Raw genomic sequence first — 23,489 nt, forward strand, 5'->3', positions numbered from 1 at the left:
TACTAATTTCTGTCACTCTGTCAGATTCTGGTAACTGGCAAAAAAATTGTCCTGTGACTTGCGGATAAGTATGGCTTGTCTTTAAAAGCAAGTTCTTATTACAGGACCAATCATTCGCCATTAACCATTAAATCATTTATACATATGACAGTGACAGAAGAAAAAGGTACGATCTCGATTCATACCGAGAATATTTTTCCGATCATTAAGAAATTTCTTTATTCTGACCACGAAATTTTCCTGCGTGAGTTGGTTTCAAACGCTATTGATGCTGTTCAGAAACTAAAAAGACTATCCTCTCTAGGTGAATACAGTGGTGAACTGGGTGAATTAAAAGTAAAAGTATCTTTTGATGAGGCTGCCAAAACCATTACAGTAAGTGACAATGGGATTGGAATGACTGCAGATGAGATTAAAAAATATATTAACCAGATCGCTTTTTCCGGAGCAAAAGAGTTTTTAGAGAAATACAAAGATGCAGGTGAAGGCAATCAGATCATTGGTAACTTTGGTTTAGGCTTCTATTCTGCCTTTATGGTGGCTGAGAGAGTAGAAATTCAAACGCTATCTTTCCGCGAAGGTGCACAGGCGGCTCGTTGGGCAAGTGAAGGAAACACCGAGTTTGAAATTACCAAAGGCGAAAGAACAGAAAGAGGAACGGATATTATCCTGCATGTAGCTGAAGATTCCAAAGAGTTTCTGGATAAATTCCGTCTGGAGAATATTCTAAAGAAATATAGCCGTTTTATGCCTGTAGCCATTGAATTTGATGGCAAGGTAATTAACAATACCGCTCCTATCTGGGCAAAATCTCCCAATGATCTGAAAGATGAAGATTATCTAGCTTTCTACAAAGAGCTTTATCCTTTCAGCGAAGATCCGTTATTCTGGATTCACCTCAATGTTGACTATCCATTTAATCTGACAGGAGTACTCTACTTTCCAAAACTGAAAAATGATCTGTCGCTGCACCGTGAAAAAATTCAGTTGTATTCACGTCAGGTATTTATCACAGATGAGGTAAAAGATATTGTACCAGAATTTTTAATGTTGTTGCATGGAGTAATTGACTCTCCGGATATTCCGTTAAACGTTTCTCGTAGTTATCTTCAGGCAGACAGCAACGTAAAGAAAATCAATACCCACATCACCAAAAAGGTAGCTGATAAGTTATCAGAGTTATTCAAAGCTGACCGTAAAGGATTTGAAGAGAAATTTGATGACATTGGTTTGTTTATCAAATATGGTATGGTGGCTGATGATAAGTTCTATGAGAAAGCAAAAGATTTTGTTCTGGTAAAAAATACAGATAATCAATATGCTACTATCGAAGAATATCGTCAGAAAGTAGAACCTGTTCAAACAGATAAAGAAGGTTCTGTAGTCATGTTGTATACAACAGATCCAGGAAAACAGGATACATTTATTCAGTCGGCGAAAAAGCGGGGTTACGATGTATTGCAACTGAACGGTATACTGGATAGCCACTTTATCAATACTCTTGAGTCTAAGTTTGAGAAGGTAAGCCTGAAACGTGTCGATTCTGATACAATAGACAAACTCATCAACAAAGAAGAAACAATCAGTGGTATCCTGAATGATGAGGAAAAGAAAAATCTGAAAGAGTGGTTTGAGCAAACACTGAACGACAAAAACTTGAGCATCAGTGTATCACCACTTCCAACAGATGAGTTGCCTGTGACAATCACTCTGCCAGAATTTATGCGTCGTATGCAGGATATGGCTAAGACAGGAGGCAACCCAATGTTTGGTAGCTTCCCTACTACCTATCAGGTAACGATCAACGAAAACCATACGCTGACTCAGGAAATTCTGAAAGCTGATGAAGCCAAACGTGGACAACTGATTCGTCATGTGTATGACCTGGCTTTGCTTTCACAAAACCTGTTATCTGGTAGCCATCTTACATCCTTCATCCAACGTACACTGGATTTGACAAAGTAAGGTTTTCTGATACTCAATAACTCTAATCCTGATGACTAAGGTTGTCAGGATTTTTTTATGTTATGGCTTCTTTACTAGCTTACTTCTCTATAAAGTCTAATCTATTACAATAGAGACAGTTATCAATAATATCCTTTTGTAAACAAGCATGTATGAAATATGCTGAAACTGCAACGGTTTATTTAAACGGCTTTTTTATTAATTATTCATTGTTAGGTGATTATATTGAGTCTTTTTAATTTTTGCAAAGTGATTTGTTAGATTGTTTTTGCCAAGATAAAGTAAGATTGATTGATGAAATGTAAAAAATATATAGAGATGATCCGTTACTTTTGCGTGTAAACTACCGTCCTAACATCTATACTTTATCTACATTTCTATGAAAAGAATTTTATTACCTGCATTTGCATGTATGTTGCTGGCTTCAGGATGTGCCAGTATTGTAAGTCGTACAAAATATCCTGTACAGATTGTAAGTGCGCCAGATCAGGCCTCTTTTACTATTACTAATCGCAAAGGATTAGAAGTTGCGGTAGGTACAACACCAGCAACTGTCATGTTAAAGAGTAGTGGTGGATATTTTAAGAGAGCAATCTATTCTATTAAGTTTACAAAAGACGGATATGAGCCTCGAGTAGTTACTCTGGAAAGCGACGTCAATGGATGGTACTTTGGCAATATTGTTATTGGAGGCGCCTTGGGATTTTTGATTATTGATCCTGCTACAGGCGCTATGTATCGAATCAATCAGAAGAAGGTGGAAGGTGTATTACCACAAGTTACTTCCAGTATAAAGCAAGAGAGTCCATCTTTGCGTATATTGTCTGTAGATGAAATTCCTGGTGAAATGAAAAGCCAGTTAATTAGAATCAACTAACTTCACATTATTTCCTTCTTGTACGAAAGCCTGTCTATGAAACAGGCTTTCGTGTTTTATAAGCTAATCTATCCCAAGTTATTTACCACTTCAGGCAAAGTGTACTATATTGAGAGAAAGCCTTACTCTTGCGTTTTATTCATAGCAAGAAAAACTTTGCGGTGAATTCCGATCAGATTTTATTTTTGCGGTGAGTTATGCGCAACAGAAAAAATGATCGGAATTCCAGTCAAAATGAAAAAGGATCAGAGTTATGCACAAACAGAAAATTGCCGTGAGTTCTAATCAAAACCTGCTTTCATGGTCGGGCGACCCATCCGGAGCCAGACAGGAGCCGTGCCGTGAACTATGCGCAAGGCAGAGAGATTCTTCAAAACTGTTACAACCGGTGCGTATAGCTTATAAAGATTCATAAAAACAAGTAATCCTCTAACCTATTAACCAGCTTAAACCTCTTCTATGTATTTTCTGTTGTCAGAATCAGAAGATCATATAGAAATTTGTATTTTTAGGTATTAATCCAATAATCGCTATGAATATGGACTATGAGCGATACCAGAAACATCTGCTGTTGCCAGAAATCGGAATAGAAGGACAAGAAAAGTTGTTGCAGGCACGAGTACTTGTTGTGGGGGCTGGCGGACTAGGCTGTCCGGTATTGCAGTATATTGCAGCTGCGGGTGTAGGTACTATTGGTATTATAGATGCAGATGTTGTCTCCCTATCCAATCTACAACGTCAGATATTGTATACAACGGATTCGGTAGGACGTAAAAAGGTAGAAGTAGCAAAAGAGGTTTTACATTCCATGAATCCTACTATCGCTATCAAAACCTATCCTGAAAAATTCACTGAAGACAATGCTCAGACACTACTTCTGCATTATGATATAGTAGTAGACTGTACAGATAACCTTAAAGCCCGTTATGTAATCAATGACGCCTGTGTGCAAGCCAATAAGCCATTTGTGTATGGCTCTATCCATCGGTTTGAAGGGCAGGTAGCTGTGTTTAATTACGAGAATGGTCCTACCTACCGTTGCCTGTTTGACGAAGGTGATGCTGAACCACCTAACTGTGCCGATATAGGAGTGTTGGGTGTATTGCCTGGGGTGATTGGTATGTATCAGGCACTGGAAGTGATTAAGCTCATTACAGGCATAGGCGAGCTACTGTCAGGGAAGTTGCTAATGATCAATACACTGCACAACATCCATCGAACCATTAAGATAAAACGTCGTCAACCTATTATTTCAAGTAATCTTCAGGAAGCGAAAACGGTATCTTTAAAAGAAAATAGTCTTAGAGTTCCTGTTTCTGATATAGTGAAAGAATTTCTTCAGAATCCGGAGGTGCAATTTATAGATGTCCGCGAACAAGATTTAGACAATGCAATTTTTCCGAAAGAGAAGACTTTGCATATTCCTTTGAGTCAGCTGGCAGGGTATGTTGATGATTTACCTCAAGATAAACTATTGGTTGTATTCTGTCAGTCAGGGCGGATGAGTAACCTGGCAGTACAGATGCTGACCCAGCAATATGGACTAATGAATGTCGAAAACCTGGAGGGTGGATTAGATAGGATCAAAATTTAATATAGATACTAATGCGTTTTCTTTTATTTATGTGTATTTCCATTGGTTTCTGGACATATGAAGCCAAGAAAAAGAACTTAAACGCAAAAATTGAAGATACACTCTCTGTCAGCCAAAGTTAAATTCGACTTCAACTGCGGATTCTGAAGGATATATTTCAGAAGAACAGCGTTGAAAATTTGAAATAGCAGATAGTATTGGATTTGCTTCATTGTTACCCCGTATTAAAGAGAAGGTTATAAAAAATGCTTCTGCCAAGAATGTTATTTCCGAAGAAGAGAAAGATTCTTACGCATATTTTTTTGGCTTTTTATTTAGTGATTTAAAAAAGCACCTTGTTATCACAAGAGTACATCATGGAGTGAGGTTCATAGATGTATTTATTCTCAAAAATCAGAAGCTGATATCTATTTTTCAAAAAGAGATGAATGACCTAGATTTTTTTGGAACAGGTTTCAAAGATCTAAATGGAGATAACAATAATGATTTTTATATATACGAATATTCTTCTGCAGGTTGTTGTCGGCGAAATGCATACTATGTATATACCTTTGATAGTCAAAAAGGAGTTGTTGAAAAAGAATACTTTTTTCTAAATCCTACTTTTTATCCAGAGAAAAAGTTAGTTTATTCATTAGAATATGGACATCCTGGTATGATAGATATTCGTAAACTTAAATGGGAAGGAAAGAAAATAGATACATTGGAAATCTTTTCACCAGATAGTTTACAGTTTAAAAAGACAGTTTTTAAAGGAGTGAATAAAGAAACTATAACAATGGATAAAGTTCCGGCCGAATACAAAAATATTAATGACTTCGATTGGTTTATTGATTATTTAGATGATACTCAATAAATACTGGTCTAGAGTGTAAGAGAATATAATGTGTGGTGGAAAATATCTCATGGCAATTTTAACCTGATTAAAAATGGAAGTAGTAAAGAAGACAAAGAAATTATTCATAGATGGACCTATTCAGCCTGATTTTGTTGCTGACTCTATTGCCAAGCATAGTACAAAAACGAATATTGGAGCACATGCTATTTTTTTAGGACAAGTACGGGCAGATGCAAAAGATGGTTCTGAGGTTACTTCTATCCACTATAGCGCCTATCAGCCCATGGCTGAGCAAATCATGGCTGCCATGCGGGAAGATTTTTTTGCTCAGTACAATGACATGACCTGTCTGCATATCTACCATAGCCTGGGAGAAGTAAAAGCAGGCGAAGTGTCCTTGTTTGTATTTGTCTCGTGTCGCCACCGGAAACAGTCTTTTGAAGCACTGGAACATATTGTAGATCGTCTCAAAGCAGAACTGCCTGTATGGAAACAGGAGTTTTACAGTGACCAATCGTATCGGTGGGTATAATCTTTCAGAATATATGATTTTGCATCTGGCATGATTTATTTGTTCAGTGGATTAGGGGCAGATCATCGCGTGTTTCAATTTCTTGACTTGAAGGATTACCCAACAAAAACAATTGAATGGGTGTTGCCGTTTCCTTCAGAGACGTTGGAGTTATATGCACAAAGACTAATACATGAGCAAATTCAGCAGAAAGACAATCTCATCCTGATTGGCGTTTCTTTTGGTGGGATTGTTGCTACAGAAGTAGCAAAGATTCTGAAACCAAGAAGAGTCATTCTGATATCGAGTGTAAAAAATAAACACGAATTGCCAATATACTATCGTTGGATAGGTATGTTGCAACTGGATCGCTGGATACCAGCCCGATGGCTTCTCACTCCTACTCTATTGACCTATTATAGCTTTGGAGTTAGAAGCAAACAGGAGATAGATTTACTGAATGATATCCTCAGAAATACAGATCCTATATTCCTGAAATGGGCTATACGGCAGATTTTGACATGGCAGAGTATTCAAAAAATAGAAAATTTAGTGCATATTCACGGCGACAAAGATCGCATTTTGCCGTATAAATATACCAGGAACACCATTCCGATACATGCGGGTGGACATTTGATGATTATCCGGCAGGTGACACAAATCAATGCATTTATCTCAAAACTGATATGAATGTATAATGAAGAGATGTCATATTCAGGGGGTTATGATATAGTCCAAAAGCTGAAAAAGCGATTTTCCTTAGTAAAAACAAACAATATATTCAGATACAACAAATCATTCACAGCCTATTGATCTTATGACACAACCGGAATTTGAAGCAAGCAGCTATACCGACATAGGGAAAGTTCGTCAGACAAATGAAGACTATTATGGGCATTACAGGACAGTTAATGGAGAGGTCTTCGTGATTTGCGATGGAATGGGAGGTCACCTGGGTGGTGCAACTGCGGCTCGGATGGCATCTGAAAGCATTCGTGTATTTTTTGATCATCAACGGTATGAAAATCCTATAGAAGCTTTGCGGCAGGCATTTATGTATGCCAATAGCAAAGTATTTGCTGCATCCCAGCAGAGCCCTGAACTCGAAGGAATGGGCACTACCTGTGTAGTTATGCTGGTACGTGATGGTGTAGTCTATCACGCACATATCGGCGATAGCAGATTGTATCGGTTTACACATGGCAGATTACTACGCCTCACTAAAGATCATACATTTGTACAACAGCTGGTAGATCGTGGTGAGATTACTACATTAGAAGTTCTTTCACATCCTCGTCGTCATGAACTGACACAAGCTTTGGGCATTGATCAGGATATTGATGTAGAGATTGGTCAGTTGGTACAGCCTAATCCGGGCGATATCTTTATGTTGTGTAGTGATGGCTTATCCGGAATCATAACGGACGATGGCATAAGTCAGGTACTTTCACAGAGTGTATCTGTAGACCACAAAGCCAAGCAACTGGTGGAGATGGCCAACAATGCCAGTGGAGCTGATAATATAACAGTACAGGTAATTGGATTCCAGGCACAGGGGGAACCTGTGGTTACGGAACCTCTTATTACACCTCCTCTGAACGTTTTTGATTTTCCTCCAACACCGACTCCTACGAAAAGCGAAATCGCCGAGAGTTATGAGACTCCGAGACAGAACACCTACGCAAAAGAAACTACCTCTTATCAAACAGAGAGTACAGAGACAAAGCCTAATTCCAATCAAACGATATCAGAAGAACCTGTGAAAAAAACATCCTCAAGACCAGATCTTGCTTTAATTTTATTGTGTGGCCTGGCCGCTATTACCATAGGTCTGTTTATTGCTGGCTGGAAATACATATCCAGTGATCCTGTTGAGAGTTCGGAACTCAATACCGTACAAGCCAATACAGAAACAGGGGCAACAAACGCAGACACAGAGGCTACAGAAGAGGAAGGAACGGAGGAAAAAGAAATACCTGATGTGACAGCAGAACCCAAGCCTGTCTCCACTCCTGTAAAGAAGGAAGAGCCTAAGAAAGAGGAGCCTAAAAAGGAAGAACCAAAGCCTAAAGCAGAAAAGCCAAAAGCGGAGGAAACACCTAAAACCACAGTGAGCATACCTGCCGGAGGAACTACCATCACACATACTGTTAAAGCAGGTGAGACATTCCGGGGCATTGCCAACCGCTATAACCTGAAATATGAAACACTAAAATCGCTTAATCCGCAGATCAAGGATGTCGAAAAAGATATTAAATCAGATGTAACCAAGCTAAAAGTAAAAGTAAAGGCAGAACATGTGGTAGGAGCTGGAGATATTTTGAGTGTAGTGTCTAAAAAGTATGGCGTATCCAAAAATCTGATTATGGCTGCCAATAAAAAGACTGCCGATCGTACAGAGAGAGGCGAGAAACTTGTTATCCCATTACCGGAAAAACAATAAAACAACCATTCATCCGTCTTTATCCCAAAACCCGCAATGTATTCAAACTTTGCGGGTTTTGGTTTTGTTAACGTTCTTATTCACACTTTGTTTGTATACTTATCATCCTAATTGTCATACTTCATGTTTCGCTGGTTAGTTCAGATGGCATGGCGCGATAGCCGAAAGAGCCGCCGAAGATTACTATTATTTATGTCTGCGATTGTGCTGGGAATAGCGGCATTGGTAGCCATCCAATCATTCTCTGATAACCTGTCACAGAGTATTGACGATCAGGCGAAAGAATTGCTTGGGGCAGATTTGTCTCTTTCTTCCAACAAGCCCCTGCCTGATTCCACCCGCAATGTGTTTCAGAAGCTTGGACGTAAACGTTCCGAAGAGGTGGGGTTTGCCTCTATGGTATTGTTTCCTCATAACAATGGAACCCGTCTGGTACAAGTAAAAGCCATGTCAGGAGAGTTTCCGTATTATGGTACCATCGAAACTGTGCCTGCTTCAGCTTCAAAGGCTATCCAGACTGCTAATGAGAGGAAGATCCGTCATGCGTTGGTAGACGATGCACTGTTGGTACAATTTGGTGTACAACCGGGTGATTCCGTAAAGATTGGTGATGTGACTTTTTACATTGCAGGGCGTGTCAATAAAATGCCTGGGCAAACGGCCATAGCTACTACGGTTACTCCAACTGTATATATCCCCTATGCCTTTCTGGATGACACCCATTTGCTGCAACGAGGTAGTCGGGTAAATTACCGGTTCTACTATCAGTTTAATTCTCCTGCTCAGGCAGAACAATGGGCGAAAAAAGAAGAAAATCATCTGAACAAAAGCGGGATAAATTTTGAGACTATTGAAGGTAGAAAAGAAAGCACAGGCAAAGCATTTGCCAACCTCACACAGTTTCTGAATCTGGTGGGATTTGTGGCACTGCTGCTGGGTTGTGTAGGTGTTGCCAGTGCCGTACATTTATATATCAAAGAAAAAATTGCTTCTGTTGCCGTATTGCGTTGTCTGGGAGCAAAAGGTTGGCAGACATTCCTGATATTCCTGATTCAAACATCCGTAATGGGGCTTCTTGGGGCTATTGCAGGTGCTGCACTGGGGTCTGCTATCCAGTTTGTATTGCCTACTGTATTTGGCGATTTCTTGCCTGTGAGTGTAAGTCTGAGTTTATCGTGGAGTGCTATTATCCAAGGTATAGGCATTGGATTGCTGATGGCAGTATTATTTGCCTTACTGCCCTTATTGATTATTCGGAGAATATCTCCTTTACGCACCTTACGTTCTTCTTATGAAGGTGATACCTCGTCGCGTGATCCCTGGAGATGGCTTTTGTATCTTTCTATTCTTTTATTTGTGGCTACATTTTCCTATCTACAAAGCCATAACGTAATCTTAGCTGTTAGCTTTACAGGGGGAATGTTTCTGGCATTTACTATTCTATCTCTGGTTGGATATAGCCTGATGTGGGCTGTACGAAAGTTCTTTCCTACATCCTGGAGCTATGCCTGGAGACAAGGGCTTGCCAATCTGTATCGGCCTCATAATCAGACATTGGTACTGATTACATCCATTGGATTGGGAACCTTTCTGATTGCTACCTTAAATCTGACACAGACACAATTGCTTAATCAGGTTTCTTTTACAGGCAGTGGTAACCAGCCGAATATGGTTTTGTTTGACATTCAGCCCGGACAAAAGGCAGGGGTCAACGCATTGGTAAAGAAATATAACTTTCCTGTTATTCAGCAGGTACCTGTGGTAACCATGAGACTAGCAGAAATTAAGGGTAAATCCATTGAATCGATTCAGAAAGATACAAGTGCCAATATCCCTGAATGGGCTTTGAACCGGGAGTATCGGGTTACTTACAGAGACACCGTGATTGGTTCCGAAAAAATAGCTTCCGGAAAGTTACGAAAAGTAGCTTCGCCCACTGATACTATCTTTGTTTCTCTGGAAGAGCCTTTTGCGAAACGATTAAAACTAAAGTTGGGTGATGAACTGACATTCAATGTACAAGGGGCTATTATGCGAACAAGGGTTGGCAGTACACGCGAAGTAGACTGGAATAGAGTGCAGACTAACTTTCTGGTTGTATTTCCAAGCGGTGTACTGGAACAAGCCCCACAGTTTAATGTACTGGTGACTCGTACTCCTGATACACATATCGCTGCCAGATTCCAACAGGAACTGGTGACTCAATATCCAAATGTATCAGCGATTGATCTGGGGCTTATATTAAAAACGCTGGACGAGATTCTGGCTAAAATTTCGTTTGTTATTCGCTTTATGGCCTTGTTCAGTATTCTGACGGGTTTGCTGGTATTGGCAAGTTCTGTTATTATCAGCAAATACCAGCGTATTCAGGAGAGTGTATTGCTGCGCACTATTGGTGCTAATCGCAGACAGATCCTGTTGATCACTTCCATAGAATATCTGTTTTTAGGTCTATTAGCTGCGCTGGCAGGAATTATTATGTCGACGGCAAGTACATGGGCATTGGCAAAGTTTGTATTTGAAACACCTTTCGTACCTGTGTATATGCCATTAGCTATTGTTGCGTTGTCAGTTGCTATCCTGACAGTACTTATAGGTATTTTCAATAGTCGTGAAGTACTATCCCGCCCTCCGCTTGAGGTACTAAGAGCGGAAGTATAAGTAAAACTATAAGCTATTTTAGAAAATGCCCGTCCGCAAGGTCGGGTATTTTTGTTGGGACAGTACTGCTTACTCCCAACTCTGCCAGAGAGTCAGATTACGTTTTGTATACTCAAGTTGTAACAGATACGACTTAGTCTTGAGTCCTCCTGCAAATCCGGTTAACTTACCTGAAGCACCTATAACCCGATGACAGGGTGCAATAATAGAGATAGGATTTTTGTTGGCTGCCCCACCTACTGCACGTACCGCATTGGGATCTCCGATCTGCTGGGCAATCTGACCATACGTCCGGGTTTCACCAAAGGGAATAGTCAGAAGGGCCTGCCATACCTTTTTCTGAAATTCTGTTCCTGTAAATTCCAGAGGGAGTTCAAAACCTGTTCTTTTTCTTTCAAAGTATTCAGCTAATTGGTTGCCTGCCTCAACCAGGAGAACATGATCTTCCTGTTCTATACTTTCTTCCAGCTGTATTCGGGTAGGGTCATCATTCTCCCAAAGCACAGCCATAAGGCTTTTGTCAGTAGCTACTAACGTCAATTCACCTACCGGAGAGTTTATTTTTTTGTGATAATACATTCAATCTGTTTTTGAATAGGTATGTACTACCTGGATGAAGCAAAATATGCCTTATCTTTCAAAGCTATCATAAAATCATAAATTATACGCAACGGTCTTTTAACAAAAGCGTAACAGCATTGCCTCCTATCTGTCTATACCTTTGCTACCAATCAATAGTCAAACCCTATAAACCATACTAAAGTGTTTAAGACAACCAACAGAATGAGTCTTCTGGAAATAGCTCTGCATAAAAGTTTCGTTTGCACAGGAATGTTGCTGACAATGGCCTGTAGCCTTAGTTCTTCCGTAATGGCACAATCCGGCCATGTGAATCCATGGGAAAAGAAAGACATTGGCAAACTACCACCCATTGCCAGCCTGACAGAAGGTATGTGGCTAAAAGGGGATCTCCACCTCCACTCCCGGCATAGTACTGAGTCGTCTAATAACCCTATCTCAAAAATTGTTGCCTTCTCTAAATCAGTTGGCATGGATTACATAGGCATTACCGATCATGATAACCATGTCAATGGAGATGTTGCACACCATACCTGGGTAGATCCGGAGTTTAAAACAGATTCTTTATTGTTGCTATATGGAGCAGAGTGGACCACTACCCGAGGTCATGGCAATACCTTTTCTGCTAAACCGTATGACCACCAACAGCTATACGACGTTCGGGATCAGAGGGATGTAGTAACAGCCGGAGTAAAGAAAAAACTGGGCATTCACCTCTCAGCTAACCACCCAAGCGGAAAAGATCATTTTGGGTACTCCTATGATATGATCGAATCGATTGAAGTTTGGAATTCGGCTGTATGGCCTAAAAATGCGAATGCTATCATGATCTGGGACGATATGCTTTCCTCAGGTCGCAAACTAACCGGAAGAGGTGGAAGTGATGCCCATCATGGGGTGCCTGATTCGCCGGAAAAGGCTACCAAAAACAGTGTGCAGGCTACGGCTAATTATGTAGGAACACCAACTACCTGGGTATTTGCCAAGACCCGTACATTACAAGGCGTAATAGATGCACTCACCAATGGACGGGTTTCGGTAAGTGCCAACCCCTACGCACCTCGTGTTGAGTTTTATGCCGACCTGGATGAAGACGGAAAGATGGATATGATGATGGGAGACAATGCCAAATCAACAGGCAAGGTAGTCCACTTTCAGGTACAACTAAGTGGCAACGCACTTCCGGAAGCAACATACACAGTAACTATTGTAAAAAATGGAGGCTCGTTTGCTACTTTTCAGGCTACAGGAAAACTTCCTGTAGTTGAGTTTACCGACACACCCATTACTGGCAAACGGAGTTATTATCGTGTTACAATAGAAGGTCCCCAAACTGCCTATCCACAGGTTCCTGGGTCAATGGTTCTGAGTGAAAACATGGTCGCTCTATCCAATCCCATATGCTTTAATTTTGACCCTAATTTTTGAGTACTTTCCTTGCTTTGAGTATAGCTCTCTACTTCTTATCCAATAGGCTGCCTTATTTGTAATCTATTTGTGGTCTTATAAAAAAGAAACCGACAAGAAAATCTGTTTTTTGCCGGTTTCTTTTTTGAGTCTATTTTGGATTAATATCCCTGATTTTGTACCATATATCCTTCTAAATTGGAGGCACCATCGATTGCTTTCTGAGGGATTGGAAACAATCTTTTGTGTACATCTTTGTCATCCTTACCTGTCCAGGTTCCTTCGTATTTGCCAAACCGTATCTGATAGTTTCTTCTCAGTCCTTCCCAATACAGTTCAAATCCGCTTTCACGGAATAATATATCCAGGTCAATAGATGTCAATGCTTTCGGAGTTTGTGCAGGACGGGCATTTCTGGAAGTACGTAACGTATTGATATCTTCCAGTGCTCCGGCATTGTCGCCATTTCTCAGTTTGGCTTCGGCACTCATCAGATAAATTTCTCCCAGACGGATCATAACCAGATCAACGCTGCTAAAGGAACAACAGTCATTGGCTGTATGGCTGAACTGGTATTTCGAAAATCGGTAACCGGTGTTATGCAAACTTCCCTCTGTGGTAAAATCCACCTGAAGCGTATGGTCAACATACCGGAGGTTTGCTCCACTTGTCCGCTTGTTAATAACAGGATATATTCTCACTGTTCCATCGGAGCAAGTTATGATATTGCCTTTCGCATCCTTTCTGGGCCCCCATATAATACCACGAATAAATCCTCTGTCGATTTCAAAATCGGTAGCTTTCACACAATAGTAATGTTCAGTGTCATTTGTTGGATTTACTCCGGTAAGATCTTTCAGATTCTCTGGCACAATCGTATTCTTCTGATAAAAACGGGCATCTGCCTCCGCTTGCTCTATACTGCCATACGCATCAGCCCAGGTCTGAATAAAGTCAGGGGTAGCTGCTGCGGCATCGGTGCCTCGGGTATTTGGGAATTCTGGTCTTGGAACCTGGTCACCGGAGATAGACCAATACGCCCAACGCTGATGTTCTGTTTGCAATAAGCCTTTTTGGTCAAGTGAAAAGATCAGTTCGGAGTTGCTATTGTTATTATCGTTAAACAGCGCAAAGTATTCAGGAGACAATGTGTGAGCACCTGAAATAATACTGCTTGTATATTGTATCACTTTGTCCATGTCCTCCTTCTTAAAGTTAGGTGTGCCATAGGGATCACGATACACAGCAGCATTTAAGTAGAGGCGAGCCAGCAACGCACGCACAGCATCTTTCGTAAATCGACCTGGTCCGTTGTTAGTACCAATCACATCTACAACTGATAGAAGTTGGCTTTCTAGGTAGTCAATGGCTGCTTGTCCTCTTAGGATTTCGGACATAGCGTCTGAACGTTCTTTTTTGAAAATAAGACCCCAGTTGTCGAGTGCCATCATGTTAAGATAGGCATTCATGGCAATCATTTCATTCAGTGCACCTGCTGCTGCTGTATTACCTTTGTCAGCTTCTACCTTTAGTTTTTCCTGGGCAATTACCGTTCTGAACAGACACAGGGTGATAGCAGTCCAGGTATCTCCTACCAACGCATTGCTGGGAGTCATTAAATGTTGATGAACCGCAATGTACTTGCCTCCATCATACCAGTCGGTACCACCCCGATAAGGCAGAATAGCTTCGTCAGAAGCAATCTCCTGTAGACCGAAGTTATTGGTATGTAGCCATACCTGACGGAGCATACCATAGGCAGGGGCTATCGACCCGCTCACTACTTCTGCCTGACCGGAGCCAGTCAGAGACTCGTCCAGAATTTCTTCATCTAAAGAGGTACAACCGAAAAATGTGAGTAAAAATACAGCCACCAGCAGTATTCTATTCAATTCTATATTTTTCATTTGAGGTTTATTTTTTTATGATAGTAAGAGAATGGTTTGTTGCTTAGAATGTTGCATTCAAGCTGATCAGGAATGTTCTTGCTTTAGGATAGGTAAAATAGTCTATACCAAAAGTTTGCACTCCACCTATCGTTGACCCTGTATTGATCTCAGGATCAAATCCTGAATATTTAGTGGCTACAAACAGGTTTTGACCAGTCACTGCCAGACGGATGTTACGAACAACATTAGCCAATCCGATTTTTTCAGGAGCCAGTGAATAGCCCAGTGTGGCATTGTTTAGTCTCAGGAAAGAACCATTCTCCAGGTACCGGGTAGATACAGCGTTAGCGTTTGACGTAACTTCAGTAGGATACTGAGTCGCAAAATCTGTTGTGTTATTGGATTTGGTCAATTGTGCTTTGGTAAACAGACTCATAGCCGTGTGATTGTAGACTTTGTTTCCGGCTACACCATTAAAGTTGAGACCCAAGTCAAAGCCTTTGTATCTAAGGTTTATGTGATAGGCGTAGATAAATTTAGGGATCGCACTACCCACCACACGGCGGTCATTGTCTAATATTGCACCATCGCCATTGTTATCTTTAAATTTGTTGCGGCCATCTTCTCCAATTCCCTCAAACTCATACATATAGAATGCACCTATTGGCTCATTGGTAATATAACCATTGATGGTGGCACCGGTTTGTCCCGAACCTTGAGCTGCGCCAGTAGTTAACACACTATAAGGCGATCTTTTTACCTTATTTTGAATGTAGGTAACGTTACCACCGATGTTATACGAGAAATCGTTATTAATTTTACCATTGTAATCCAGCGCAAACTCAAGACCATTGTTCTGGATCTTCATACCCAGGATGTTAGTCCAATAGAAAGAGGTAGGCTGCACCGGATCGATTGGGGTCACTTCCAGAAGGATGTTTGAAGATTGTTTGTTGAAATAATCCAATGTACCTGTCAGGCGATTATCAAAGAACGCGAAATCGATACCTACATTGACTTGGGTAGATACCTCCCATTTCAGATTCGGGTTTGCGATACGTGTATATGCCACTCCGTATGGATAACCGTTAATGGTAGTAGTAGTAGGGTCGATGGGATATGTATTATAACTTTGATTGCCTGTTGTCAACCGATCTTCTGAGTAGCTGGTTTTCGTAATCTTGGAAGGAATTTCCTGATTACCTGTTTGTCCCCAGCTTGCCCGTAACTTCAGATTGCTGAAAAACGAGTTGGTCATGAAGGCCTCATTGCTGATATTCCATCCTGCGGCAACCGAAGGGAAATACCCATACTTGTTATTGGCTCCAAACTTGGAAGATCCATCCGCACGCAGGGTGGCTGTAAACAGATATTTATCTTTGAATGTATAGTTTACTCTTCCGAAGAACGACTGTAGTTCGTTCTTTGTAGCTACTGCATCTACTGTTGTTGGTAATAGACCTGTACTAGAAGATGGCGCAGGGCTGGTGTGGTCCTGGTATACTGGGTCGATGTTATTATTAACAAATCCATTGTATGTAAATTTTCTAATTTCCTCCAGGAAGCTTTGATAGGAGTGCCCTGCCAATACAATAAGGTTATGATTGTCTTTACTCCAGTTGTAGTTAAGGGTATTCTCTACAAGCTTATTCGTATTTGCACTAATGCTAGTAGTCAATGATCCGTTTGACACATTAGACTCATTCACAACCGATGGGAACGGCTTGTACTGTTGGTCACGAGTAGTACCGGAATAATCAACACCAAGGTTCAGCTTATACACCAGACCTTTTACGATTTCTACAGAAGGTGAAATGCTAGCCAGGATACGATTATTAACAGCCTTGTCACTGTAAATGTCGTACCGTTTTAATGGATTCAGGTTATTGGTAGGCAGCAAAGTAGGTTGACCATCGGTATAAGCTGGAATCGTAGGATTCAAACTAATCATATCCGTGATGGTGGAGCTGATATTGGGACGCAAATTTTCAGTACGGGATGCGGTCAGGTTATAGTCAATGTTCAGCTTGCCATTGATTGCCTTCTGATTCATATTCAGCTTGCCGGAATACCGTTTCAGATTGCTCTTCTTCAGAATGCCTTCCTGATCCTGATAACCTCCGGATGCATAGTAGAAAAACTTATCACTAGACCCGCCACCGATAGACAAATCGATTTGTTTGGACAGGCCGGTTTGAGTCAATTCGTCTTGCCAATCGGTATTCCCCTTTCCGTCGACCAGATTACCCTTATTGGCTACTACTTGTTTACGAAACTCGTCGGCGCTGAACACCCCTATTTTTCTGGACAATGAAGACCATGCTGTTGAGGCTGAAAAGCTCATTTCCGTTTTTCCGGCTTTGCCTTTCTTGGTCGTAATAACCACCACCCCATTGGCTGCTCTGGCTCCGTATACGGCCGTAGCACTGGCATCCTTCAGCACGTCCATGCTTTCGATATCATTGGGGTTAAGAAAGTTTAGCGGGTTGGTCTCAAAGCCCTGAGAGGCATTGTCAATCAAAAAGCCATCAACTACATACAGGGGCTGTGTTCCTGAACGCAAACTACCAATACCACGAATAATGACATTTTGGGCAGCACCAGGCTCACCACTGGAATTGGTTATATTAACACCTGAAATTTTTCCCTGCAAAAGTTGTCCCGGATTGGTGACAACCCCACGGTTAAAGTCTTCACTCTTAACAGAACTGATGGCACCGGTTATATCAGATTTTTTTTGTGTACCATACCCTACCACTACTATTTCGTTGAGGGTACGTACATCTTGTGTCATGGTTATAGTAACCTGTGTCTGATTGCCCACCACTACCGATTCGGGCATCATTCCAATCAGAGAAAATAATAATACGTCATCAGGCCCGCCAACCACGATACTGTACTTTCCGAAATTATCGGTCAGTGTACCAATGGTTTTCCCCTTGATGGTAACGGCTACTCCTGGTAAGGGTTCTTTGGATGCATCAAATACGGTACCCGTTACGGTCTTTTGGCTTTGGGCAAATGCAACAGGCATGCTGCAGCAGACAATAACTCCAAGCAGCCATAGACAGATCATGTGTTGCAGCCGGAATTTGAAAACGTGAGTAATTGTAGGCATACTACGGTTAAGAAAGATAAAATGGTTTGACAATAAGGTGCAGCTTTACGGCCAAAGAGGATAAAACAAATTGGAGCAAAAACTGCAATAACGTGCAAAGAAACGAGTTATAGACAAGGGAGATATGAGCCCGACGTTAGCGTATTATTAACTTTTCTTCATTAGTTATTTTGAAAGTTAATTCTCTACTTTGCAAATTTTTGTATTTGCAGCTCTACTATAAATTACACGTATCTCGTCCCAGGATGAGTCTATATCTTAATAAAAAAACGAAAAAGGGCAAAAACAAAAATCTTTTAAATGGGAAACAAGTCCATTCAAAGCGTGTTATCTGATCATACCTTAATCAAACCCTGATCCGTTGTGGTAAATTTGAACCAGAGGACGTGCTGTCAAATGATGTGCTGTCAATGGAAAAAGCAATCACCAATTGATTATAACCAATTCCTGCCTATGAACTAACTCTAAATGCTAATGTAATAAAAAAACGAAGGATAGTAATATAATTTTTAGATAAAAGAAAGAAAATATAGAATTTTATTGTTCGTCATGTATTCTGGCTTTTTCTTTTTATAGTATGAATATAGCTTTCTATAGTTTTTTTGTTGATTTCTGCTGAACGAGGCGTTAAACTGAATTATGCTCAGATGAGATTTACAGTTTCTTCTATGCATGTAGTAAGATGAGAAAATAATTGTTACTCTTCTGATCAAAAATAATCTGCCTAGAGTTCACTACAAATTTGCCGATGCATTGAATTCACTACAAGAATTCTTTTTGAGCGGAATTCACTGTACAAGTTTTTATGCATATTGTTCAGGCCAAATGGTTTGCTGTGTATAACTATTTGTACTATCAAAAAATGGATCAGCATCTCTTCTCTGCTACATTCCTCTCTTTTGCTTTTTCCTTGGAAAACCTTTTAGTTTGCCCACTCATTATATAAACCTGTCTGACGAACACCAGACAATAGTTGTATTAACCCAAAACTATGTATATACACGAAGAAAGAATACGCGTTTGTTATGCAGATACAGACCAGATGGGATATGTTTACTATGGCAATTATGCCCGTTATTACGAAATAGGACGGGTAGAATCGCTGCGTAGCCTGGGCTTTAGTTATAAAAAGCTGGAAGATTCAGGCGTAATGCTGCCAGTGTATGAGCACAGCTCCCGTTACCATCAACCTGCCAAATATGATGATCTGTTAACAGTAAAAGTGCTGATCAAAACAATGCCCACTGTACGGATGTTATTCAGTTATGAGATTTACAATGAAGAAGGGACCTTACTAAATACCGGAGAAACTACACTGGTGTTTATAGACAAACACTCGAATAAAATCACCAAAGCTCCCGCAGATCTGGTACAAAAGTTGAAGCCCTATCTTCAGTAAACATTTCTATGTAATTTATACGAATACCTCACATTGTCTCCCTTTTATTGGGAAAACCTGCTATTTTTAAGATCGGATCAATATAAAATAGTATGGGAGTTAGGTGAGGTCAAAGATAGAGAATCTATAATTGTTGTTTTACATCTGGTAGTTGTTGTAAAAAGGTGAATAAGTATAAAAGACGTTTATTTCGGAAGCTTGTCCCAATAAAGCAGAGGTTGTCACGGATTCATTTGCGGGATGGACAAACTCCTCTCTGGTTAGTACTGAAAAAGCTGATAGAAGAGATTGACAAGGACGATTTAGGGCCTAGTGCAAATGCCGTTGCATTCAGCTTTACCTTATCCGTTTTCCCATCTATTATCTTTTTGTTTACACTCATACCTTACATTCCTGTAGAACATCTGGATACGCAGATCCTGGAATTGATGGGACAGGTGCTACCTGCCAGTGTATACAAAGAGCTTTCTGCCACTATTATTGATATTGTGAGCCGTCCACGCAGCGGATTGCTGTCTTTGGGTTTTGTCCTGGCTTTTTACGCTGCAACCAATGGTATGATGTCACTGATGGGTGCCTTTAACAGAGCCTATAGAACTATTGACCGGCGAAGTTTCTTAAAAACACGTTTGATTGCTACGGGGCTAACGGGACTTCTGGTATTTGCATTGGTCATGGCTGTGGTGGTAGTTATTATTGGGAACGTAGTATTAAAATGGTTGGTCAATCATGATGCCTGGGGACTGCTCAATGACGATGTATCCCTGTTTCTTATTTCCGGCTTGCAATATGGAGTTACGTTTGCGCTGTTCTTTGTGGCTATTTCTATTATTTATTATTGGGGACCTGCCATTCACAAACGCTGGCGTTTCTTTTCTACTGGCTCCGTTACAGCGGCTGTTTTGTGTATTCTGGTCACGCACTTCTTCTCCTATTATATCAGCAATTTTGCTTCGTACAACCGTCTCTATGGTTCTATCGGAACACTTATTGGTTTGATGTTATGGTTCTTCCTGCTGTCATTCATTATTCTACTGGGCTTTGAGATCAATGCTTGTATAGACGAAGTGCAACGAGATATTCATGCTAAAATAAAACGGAGAGAACGCAAGACGCAGAGTACATAATTCACTTTTTTTGATCATATATAAGCAAGCATTGCAATAGTAAAATGGTTACTTTTCCTGTTGTAGTAGGTAAATAATAAAAAATTTTTCGTTATAATAATCTCATTACCAGTTGTATGTATGTAGTGAGATTATTTTTTTTTAGAAAAGTTTGCCGGAAATGGATTGTGTTTGTACTTTTGTGGTGGAGAGATGGCAGAGTGGTCGATTGCGGCGGTCTTGAAAACCGTTGAACTGCGAGGTTCCGGGGGTTCGAATCCCTCTCTCTCCGCCACTAACTACTGATACCAGTTTGTTACAAGACATAAAAAACAGGAGATAAGCATATATGTTTATCTCCTGTTTTTTTGTGCCCAAACATGTACTTTTAGGGTGCATATAAACGCAGATGGACTATTCATTTTCAGTAAGTGAAGAGTGCATTATATACATAGCTTCAACATTCAGGGTATTGAAATCAAGTATAAGCGTAGATAACCAACAATGGATCAGGTAAAGAGCAGTCAGATTGCAAGACAGAGAATAACCAAACAGTATCAATGGGCAATGTATAGTTACTTGGCACCTGTAGTTTTATTTGTCCTATATCTGATTGATGCTAATATCTTTGGTTTGACAAAGATGTTCTTTTTTGCAATCTCTTTGATGAGTTTGATTCCTTCCGCATGTGTTGGTTTATTTTTTACAGTCAGAGGAGTAGTAATGGTATTTAAAACCAATGATTACCAGAAAAAGGATATTGGATATGCCAATCTATTGATGGGGATTATTATGGCATTTGCTGGTGTAATAGCTGTAGGATTTCTTTATGTGATGGTTAACTGAGTAAAAGAACTGAAAAAATGCTATAACATATTTTTCCTGGTTTCATATCAACACCATATGTTGTTAAACTTTTTTAAATAAAGAGATAATTTTTATCACATCTTACCTCTATATATCTTATTGAATTTTTACACATAAATGGGTATTTCTTTTATTTTTTGTCCTTTTGTATACTAGGCAACTCAATCTCTTTAACTCCTGGCACATAGGCTTCACGCCTTCTTAGAGTATATAGATCATTGTATATTTCCAGATAATACTTATGTTTTTCTTCTGAGGATAAATCTTGAGTAATATTCTCATAGAAAGATATTTTTGCTTCTATTATTAAATATTCATGTCGCATTGTTCTATGGTAAAGCCATCTAGCTCCCCAGTTTAGCGATCTATCTAAAGCTATTAATAAAGCTGCAATACCAGAAAGTATTTTTACAAACCATATATAATCTATTGTTGGTGGTAAAAGTGTTGCAACTGTTGTTGCTGTAATTGCAACTAGAACTGAAGTATTATATGTATATGCATCCAAGCTTTGATGATACTTATGTTCTTGAATACTTTCTTTGATTTGCTCTTTTAAGGAGTCGAAATTATTTGACATATGCTTCCAATTTTAGGACTGAAAGCAATATCAATACAAGATAAAAATCAATACCTAATTTGAGGTATATTTTATTGAAATGAAGCTACTACAACTACAAAATCTAGCAAAAGGCAACGAAATAATAGAGAATCCTAAAGGTATATATCATGTAATGTCATGCACAGGATTCATTACTAAATCTCACTCCTTTTTATTTGCTTTGCTACTAAGCACTAAAATGTCTTTTTAGGAATGAGACTAATCCCTTCAAACAAAAGTGCGAACCTCACTTTTAAAGACATATAAACTTTACCAAAAATGGCTACATCACAAATCGAAAATAAAATTTCCAAAGACAAAAATATCCTTCTTGTTTTACAGAATGACCAGGATACAAATTCTGAGCTTCAGTCTTTGATCAATACCTTTTGTGGAAAAGTGGTAAACAGTTTTTCGGACGATCTGGTCGAAAGAAACGATATACGCCTTTATGTATGCGGTGATATACAAAAGCTTACTGAAAAGAAGACCCCTTTATATATTATCAAAGAACTGTCTGTTCATTACGAAAATCAGACAAATGAAAATGTCTGGATCATAACACTTGGTGAGGTTCCCATCATCGTTAGCAATGCGGGTGTCTATTTTAGAAACCTGTTTGCAGACGATGATTATTTTAGTAAGATCAAATCGGAACATGTGTTTCAGGAATTAACCGAGTCAAATAAGCAATCTAAGGCTCTACGAAAAGGAATTTATTTGACCAAAATCACAAAAGAAGAAAGTAAAGAGGGAAGTGCCATCCTGCATTACCGGCTTTTAAGATGTTCCAGTAATTTGACCGGGCCTACTGATAACTTCCGTACTACTGACCATAAAATCATCAATCTGTTAAATGATTCTGTCAAGTATGTTTTTGAGCAGGAAACTGAACTGAACCATGTATTAGTACAGATTTATGAAAATAAGAAGAAAACGATTGATACCGAAAAGGAGGTTAAATCAAAAATTAAAGCACATTCTGATAAAACCAAGGATATGCCGAAAGACGGACTTATTGCCTTCTGCACTTTCTATGATAACCTTACCAGCGAACACTTGAAACGTTCAACTACAGACAGATATGATTTGTGTTATAAACAGACAAGTGCGTTAACAAGGCTACACTTCAAATTAAAAAGCTCAGTCTCGGATGATACACTGGAAAAAGAATTCAGTGTTACGTTATATCCAAATTCAGTGTTTATAATTCCACTTTCTACAAATAGATTATACACCCACGAGATCAGACCCTCTACTTTAGGTGTTGATCAAATACCGACGCGTATGGGGTATGTAGTTCGGTGTTCCAATGCAGAGGCTTTGTATATGAATGATCAGGTATATATAAAGGAAAATATAGGCCTGATTAAGCTGGAGGAAATGACCCCGGAATTACAACAGAATCTGAAGGATTCTTATTATGAGGAGAATATATCAGAGAAACTAATTGAATATGGGAAGATTCATTTCAGCATGAACTCCGGGGACTATGAAAAACCTATTTTGTAGTTGCTATCTTTAAGTGGACATCAAGTTAAGATCAATTGCTATCTTTATTATATAGTTGAACTTAATCTGTAAGCAAGATGAGTAGCACACGAAAACTCTATGACAGAGCCTTTAAAGTAATG

17 protein-coding genes and 1 tRNA gene are annotated in these 23,489 nt (G+C 39.7%); 14 read left to right on the forward strand and 4 right to left on the reverse strand.

Features of this window, described 5'->3' with window-relative positions; translation table 11 throughout:
• The first annotated feature begins 144 nt into the window (after positions 1–144).
• The 8 genes from htpG (at position 145) to QNI15_RS37200 (ending at position 10,889) form a co-directional block, all read left to right on the forward strand.
• The gene (htpG, locus tag QNI15_RS37165) at positions 145–1,965 is read left to right on the forward strand and encodes a molecular chaperone HtpG (protein WP_313992194.1); all 1,821 of its coding nucleotides are present in this window, start codon (positions 145–147) and stop codon (positions 1,963–1,965) included.
• 379 nt (positions 1,966–2,344) lie between these two features.
• A complete protein-coding gene (locus QNI15_RS37170; RefSeq protein ID WP_314037093.1) occupies positions 2,345–2,842 on the forward strand; it encodes a hypothetical protein in 498 nt (165 codons plus the stop codon).
• Between the two features lie 532 nt (positions 2,843–3,374).
• A complete protein-coding gene (locus QNI15_RS37175; protein WP_314037095.1) occupies positions 3,375–4,436 on the forward strand; it encodes a HesA/MoeB/ThiF family protein in 1,062 nt (353 codons plus the stop codon).
• Between the two features lie 211 nt (positions 4,437–4,647).
• On the forward strand, positions 4,648–5,292 hold the full coding sequence (locus QNI15_RS37180; RefSeq protein WP_314037097.1) for a hypothetical protein: 645 nt from the start codon (positions 4,648–4,650) through the stop codon (positions 5,290–5,292).
• Positions 5,293–5,365: 73 nt separating this feature from the next.
• The gene (locus QNI15_RS37185) at positions 5,366–5,806 is read left to right on the forward strand and encodes a molybdenum cofactor biosynthesis protein MoaE (protein ID WP_313992186.1); all 441 of its coding nucleotides are present in this window, start codon (positions 5,366–5,368) and stop codon (positions 5,804–5,806) included.
• Positions 5,807–5,836: 30 nt separating this feature from the next.
• Positions 5,837–6,475, forward strand: a complete 639-nt coding sequence (locus QNI15_RS37190; protein WP_314037099.1) for an alpha/beta hydrolase — start codon at positions 5,837–5,839, stop codon at positions 6,473–6,475.
• Positions 6,476–6,602: 127 nt separating this feature from the next.
• Entirely contained in the window at positions 6,603–8,228 is a 1,626-nt protein-coding gene (locus QNI15_RS37195; RefSeq protein ID WP_313992180.1) for a Stp1/IreP family PP2C-type Ser/Thr phosphatase, read from the forward strand.
• A 123-nt stretch (positions 8,229–8,351) separates the two neighbouring features.
• The gene (locus tag QNI15_RS37200; protein ID WP_314037101.1) at positions 8,352–10,889 is read left to right on the forward strand and encodes an ABC transporter permease; all 2,538 of its coding nucleotides are present in this window, start codon (positions 8,352–8,354) and stop codon (positions 10,887–10,889) included.
• 69 nt (positions 10,890–10,958) lie between these two features.
• On the opposite strand, the gene QNI15_RS37205 is transcribed toward QNI15_RS37200, so the two are convergent.
• The gene (locus QNI15_RS37205; protein WP_314037103.1) at positions 10,959–11,468 is read right to left on the reverse strand and encodes a methylated-DNA--[protein]-cysteine S-methyltransferase; all 510 of its coding nucleotides are present in this window, start codon (positions 11,466–11,468) and stop codon (positions 10,959–10,961) included.
• Positions 11,469–11,672: 204 nt separating this feature from the next.
• Here QNI15_RS37205 and QNI15_RS37210 point away from each other — a divergent pair, with 204 nt between their 5' ends.
• Positions 11,673–12,896 carry a CehA/McbA family metallohydrolase gene (locus tag QNI15_RS37210; protein WP_314037105.1) on the forward strand — a complete coding sequence of 408 codons (1,224 nt, stop codon included), beginning with the start codon at positions 11,673–11,675 and terminating at the stop codon, positions 12,894–12,896.
• A 140-nt stretch (positions 12,897–13,036) separates the two neighbouring features.
• Here QNI15_RS37210 and QNI15_RS37215 read toward each other — a convergent pair whose 3' ends face one another.
• Both QNI15_RS37215 and QNI15_RS37220 read right to left on the reverse strand, forming a co-directional pair.
• A complete protein-coding gene (locus QNI15_RS37215) occupies positions 13,037–14,782 on the reverse strand; it encodes a RagB/SusD family nutrient uptake outer membrane protein (protein ID WP_314037107.1) in 1,746 nt (581 codons plus the stop codon).
• A gap of 43 nt (positions 14,783–14,825) precedes the next feature.
• Complete coding sequence (locus QNI15_RS37220; protein WP_314037109.1) at positions 14,826–17,840, reverse strand: SusC/RagA family TonB-linked outer membrane protein; 3,015 nt, start codon at positions 17,838–17,840, stop codon at positions 14,826–14,828.
• A 1,033-nt stretch (positions 17,841–18,873) separates the two neighbouring features.
• On the opposite strand from QNI15_RS37220, the gene QNI15_RS37225 reads away from it, so the two are divergent.
• The 4 genes from QNI15_RS37225 (at position 18,874) to QNI15_RS37240 (ending at position 21,233) form a co-directional block, all read left to right on the forward strand.
• Positions 18,874–19,281, forward strand: a complete 408-nt coding sequence (locus tag QNI15_RS37225) for an acyl-CoA thioesterase (protein ID WP_314037111.1) — start codon at positions 18,874–18,876, stop codon at positions 19,279–19,281.
• A gap of 164 nt (positions 19,282–19,445) precedes the next feature.
• Positions 19,446–20,408: a YihY/virulence factor BrkB family protein gene (locus QNI15_RS37230; protein ID WP_314037113.1), complete on the forward strand. Its 963-nt coding sequence runs from the start codon at positions 19,446–19,448 to the stop codon at positions 20,406–20,408.
• A 186-nt stretch (positions 20,409–20,594) separates the two neighbouring features.
• Positions 20,595–20,682: transfer RNA gene (locus tag QNI15_RS37235), tRNA-Ser, on the forward strand.
• A gap of 209 nt (positions 20,683–20,891) precedes the next feature.
• Positions 20,892–21,233 (forward strand): hypothetical protein, encoded by a 342-nt coding sequence (locus tag QNI15_RS37240; protein WP_314037115.1) that lies wholly within the window; start codon positions 20,892–20,894, stop codon positions 21,231–21,233.
• 151 nt (positions 21,234–21,384) lie between these two features.
• Here the strand turns inward: QNI15_RS37240 and QNI15_RS37245 are convergent, their stop codons facing one another.
• Entirely contained in the window at positions 21,385–21,834 is a 450-nt protein-coding gene (locus QNI15_RS37245) for a hypothetical protein (protein ID WP_314037117.1), read from the reverse strand.
• 300 nt (positions 21,835–22,134) lie between these two features.
• Here QNI15_RS37245 and QNI15_RS37250 point away from each other — a divergent pair, with 300 nt between their 5' ends.
• Positions 22,135–23,367: a hypothetical protein gene (locus QNI15_RS37250; protein WP_314037119.1), complete on the forward strand. Its 1,233-nt coding sequence runs from the start codon at positions 22,135–22,137 to the stop codon at positions 23,365–23,367.
• Positions 23,368–23,489: the final 122 nt, after the last annotated feature.

The sequence above is a fragment of the Xanthocytophaga flava genome, from assembly GCF_030068545.1.
In the GTDB taxonomy this organism is placed as follows: Bacteria; Bacteroidota; Bacteroidia; order Cytophagales; family 172606-1; genus Xanthocytophaga; species Xanthocytophaga flava.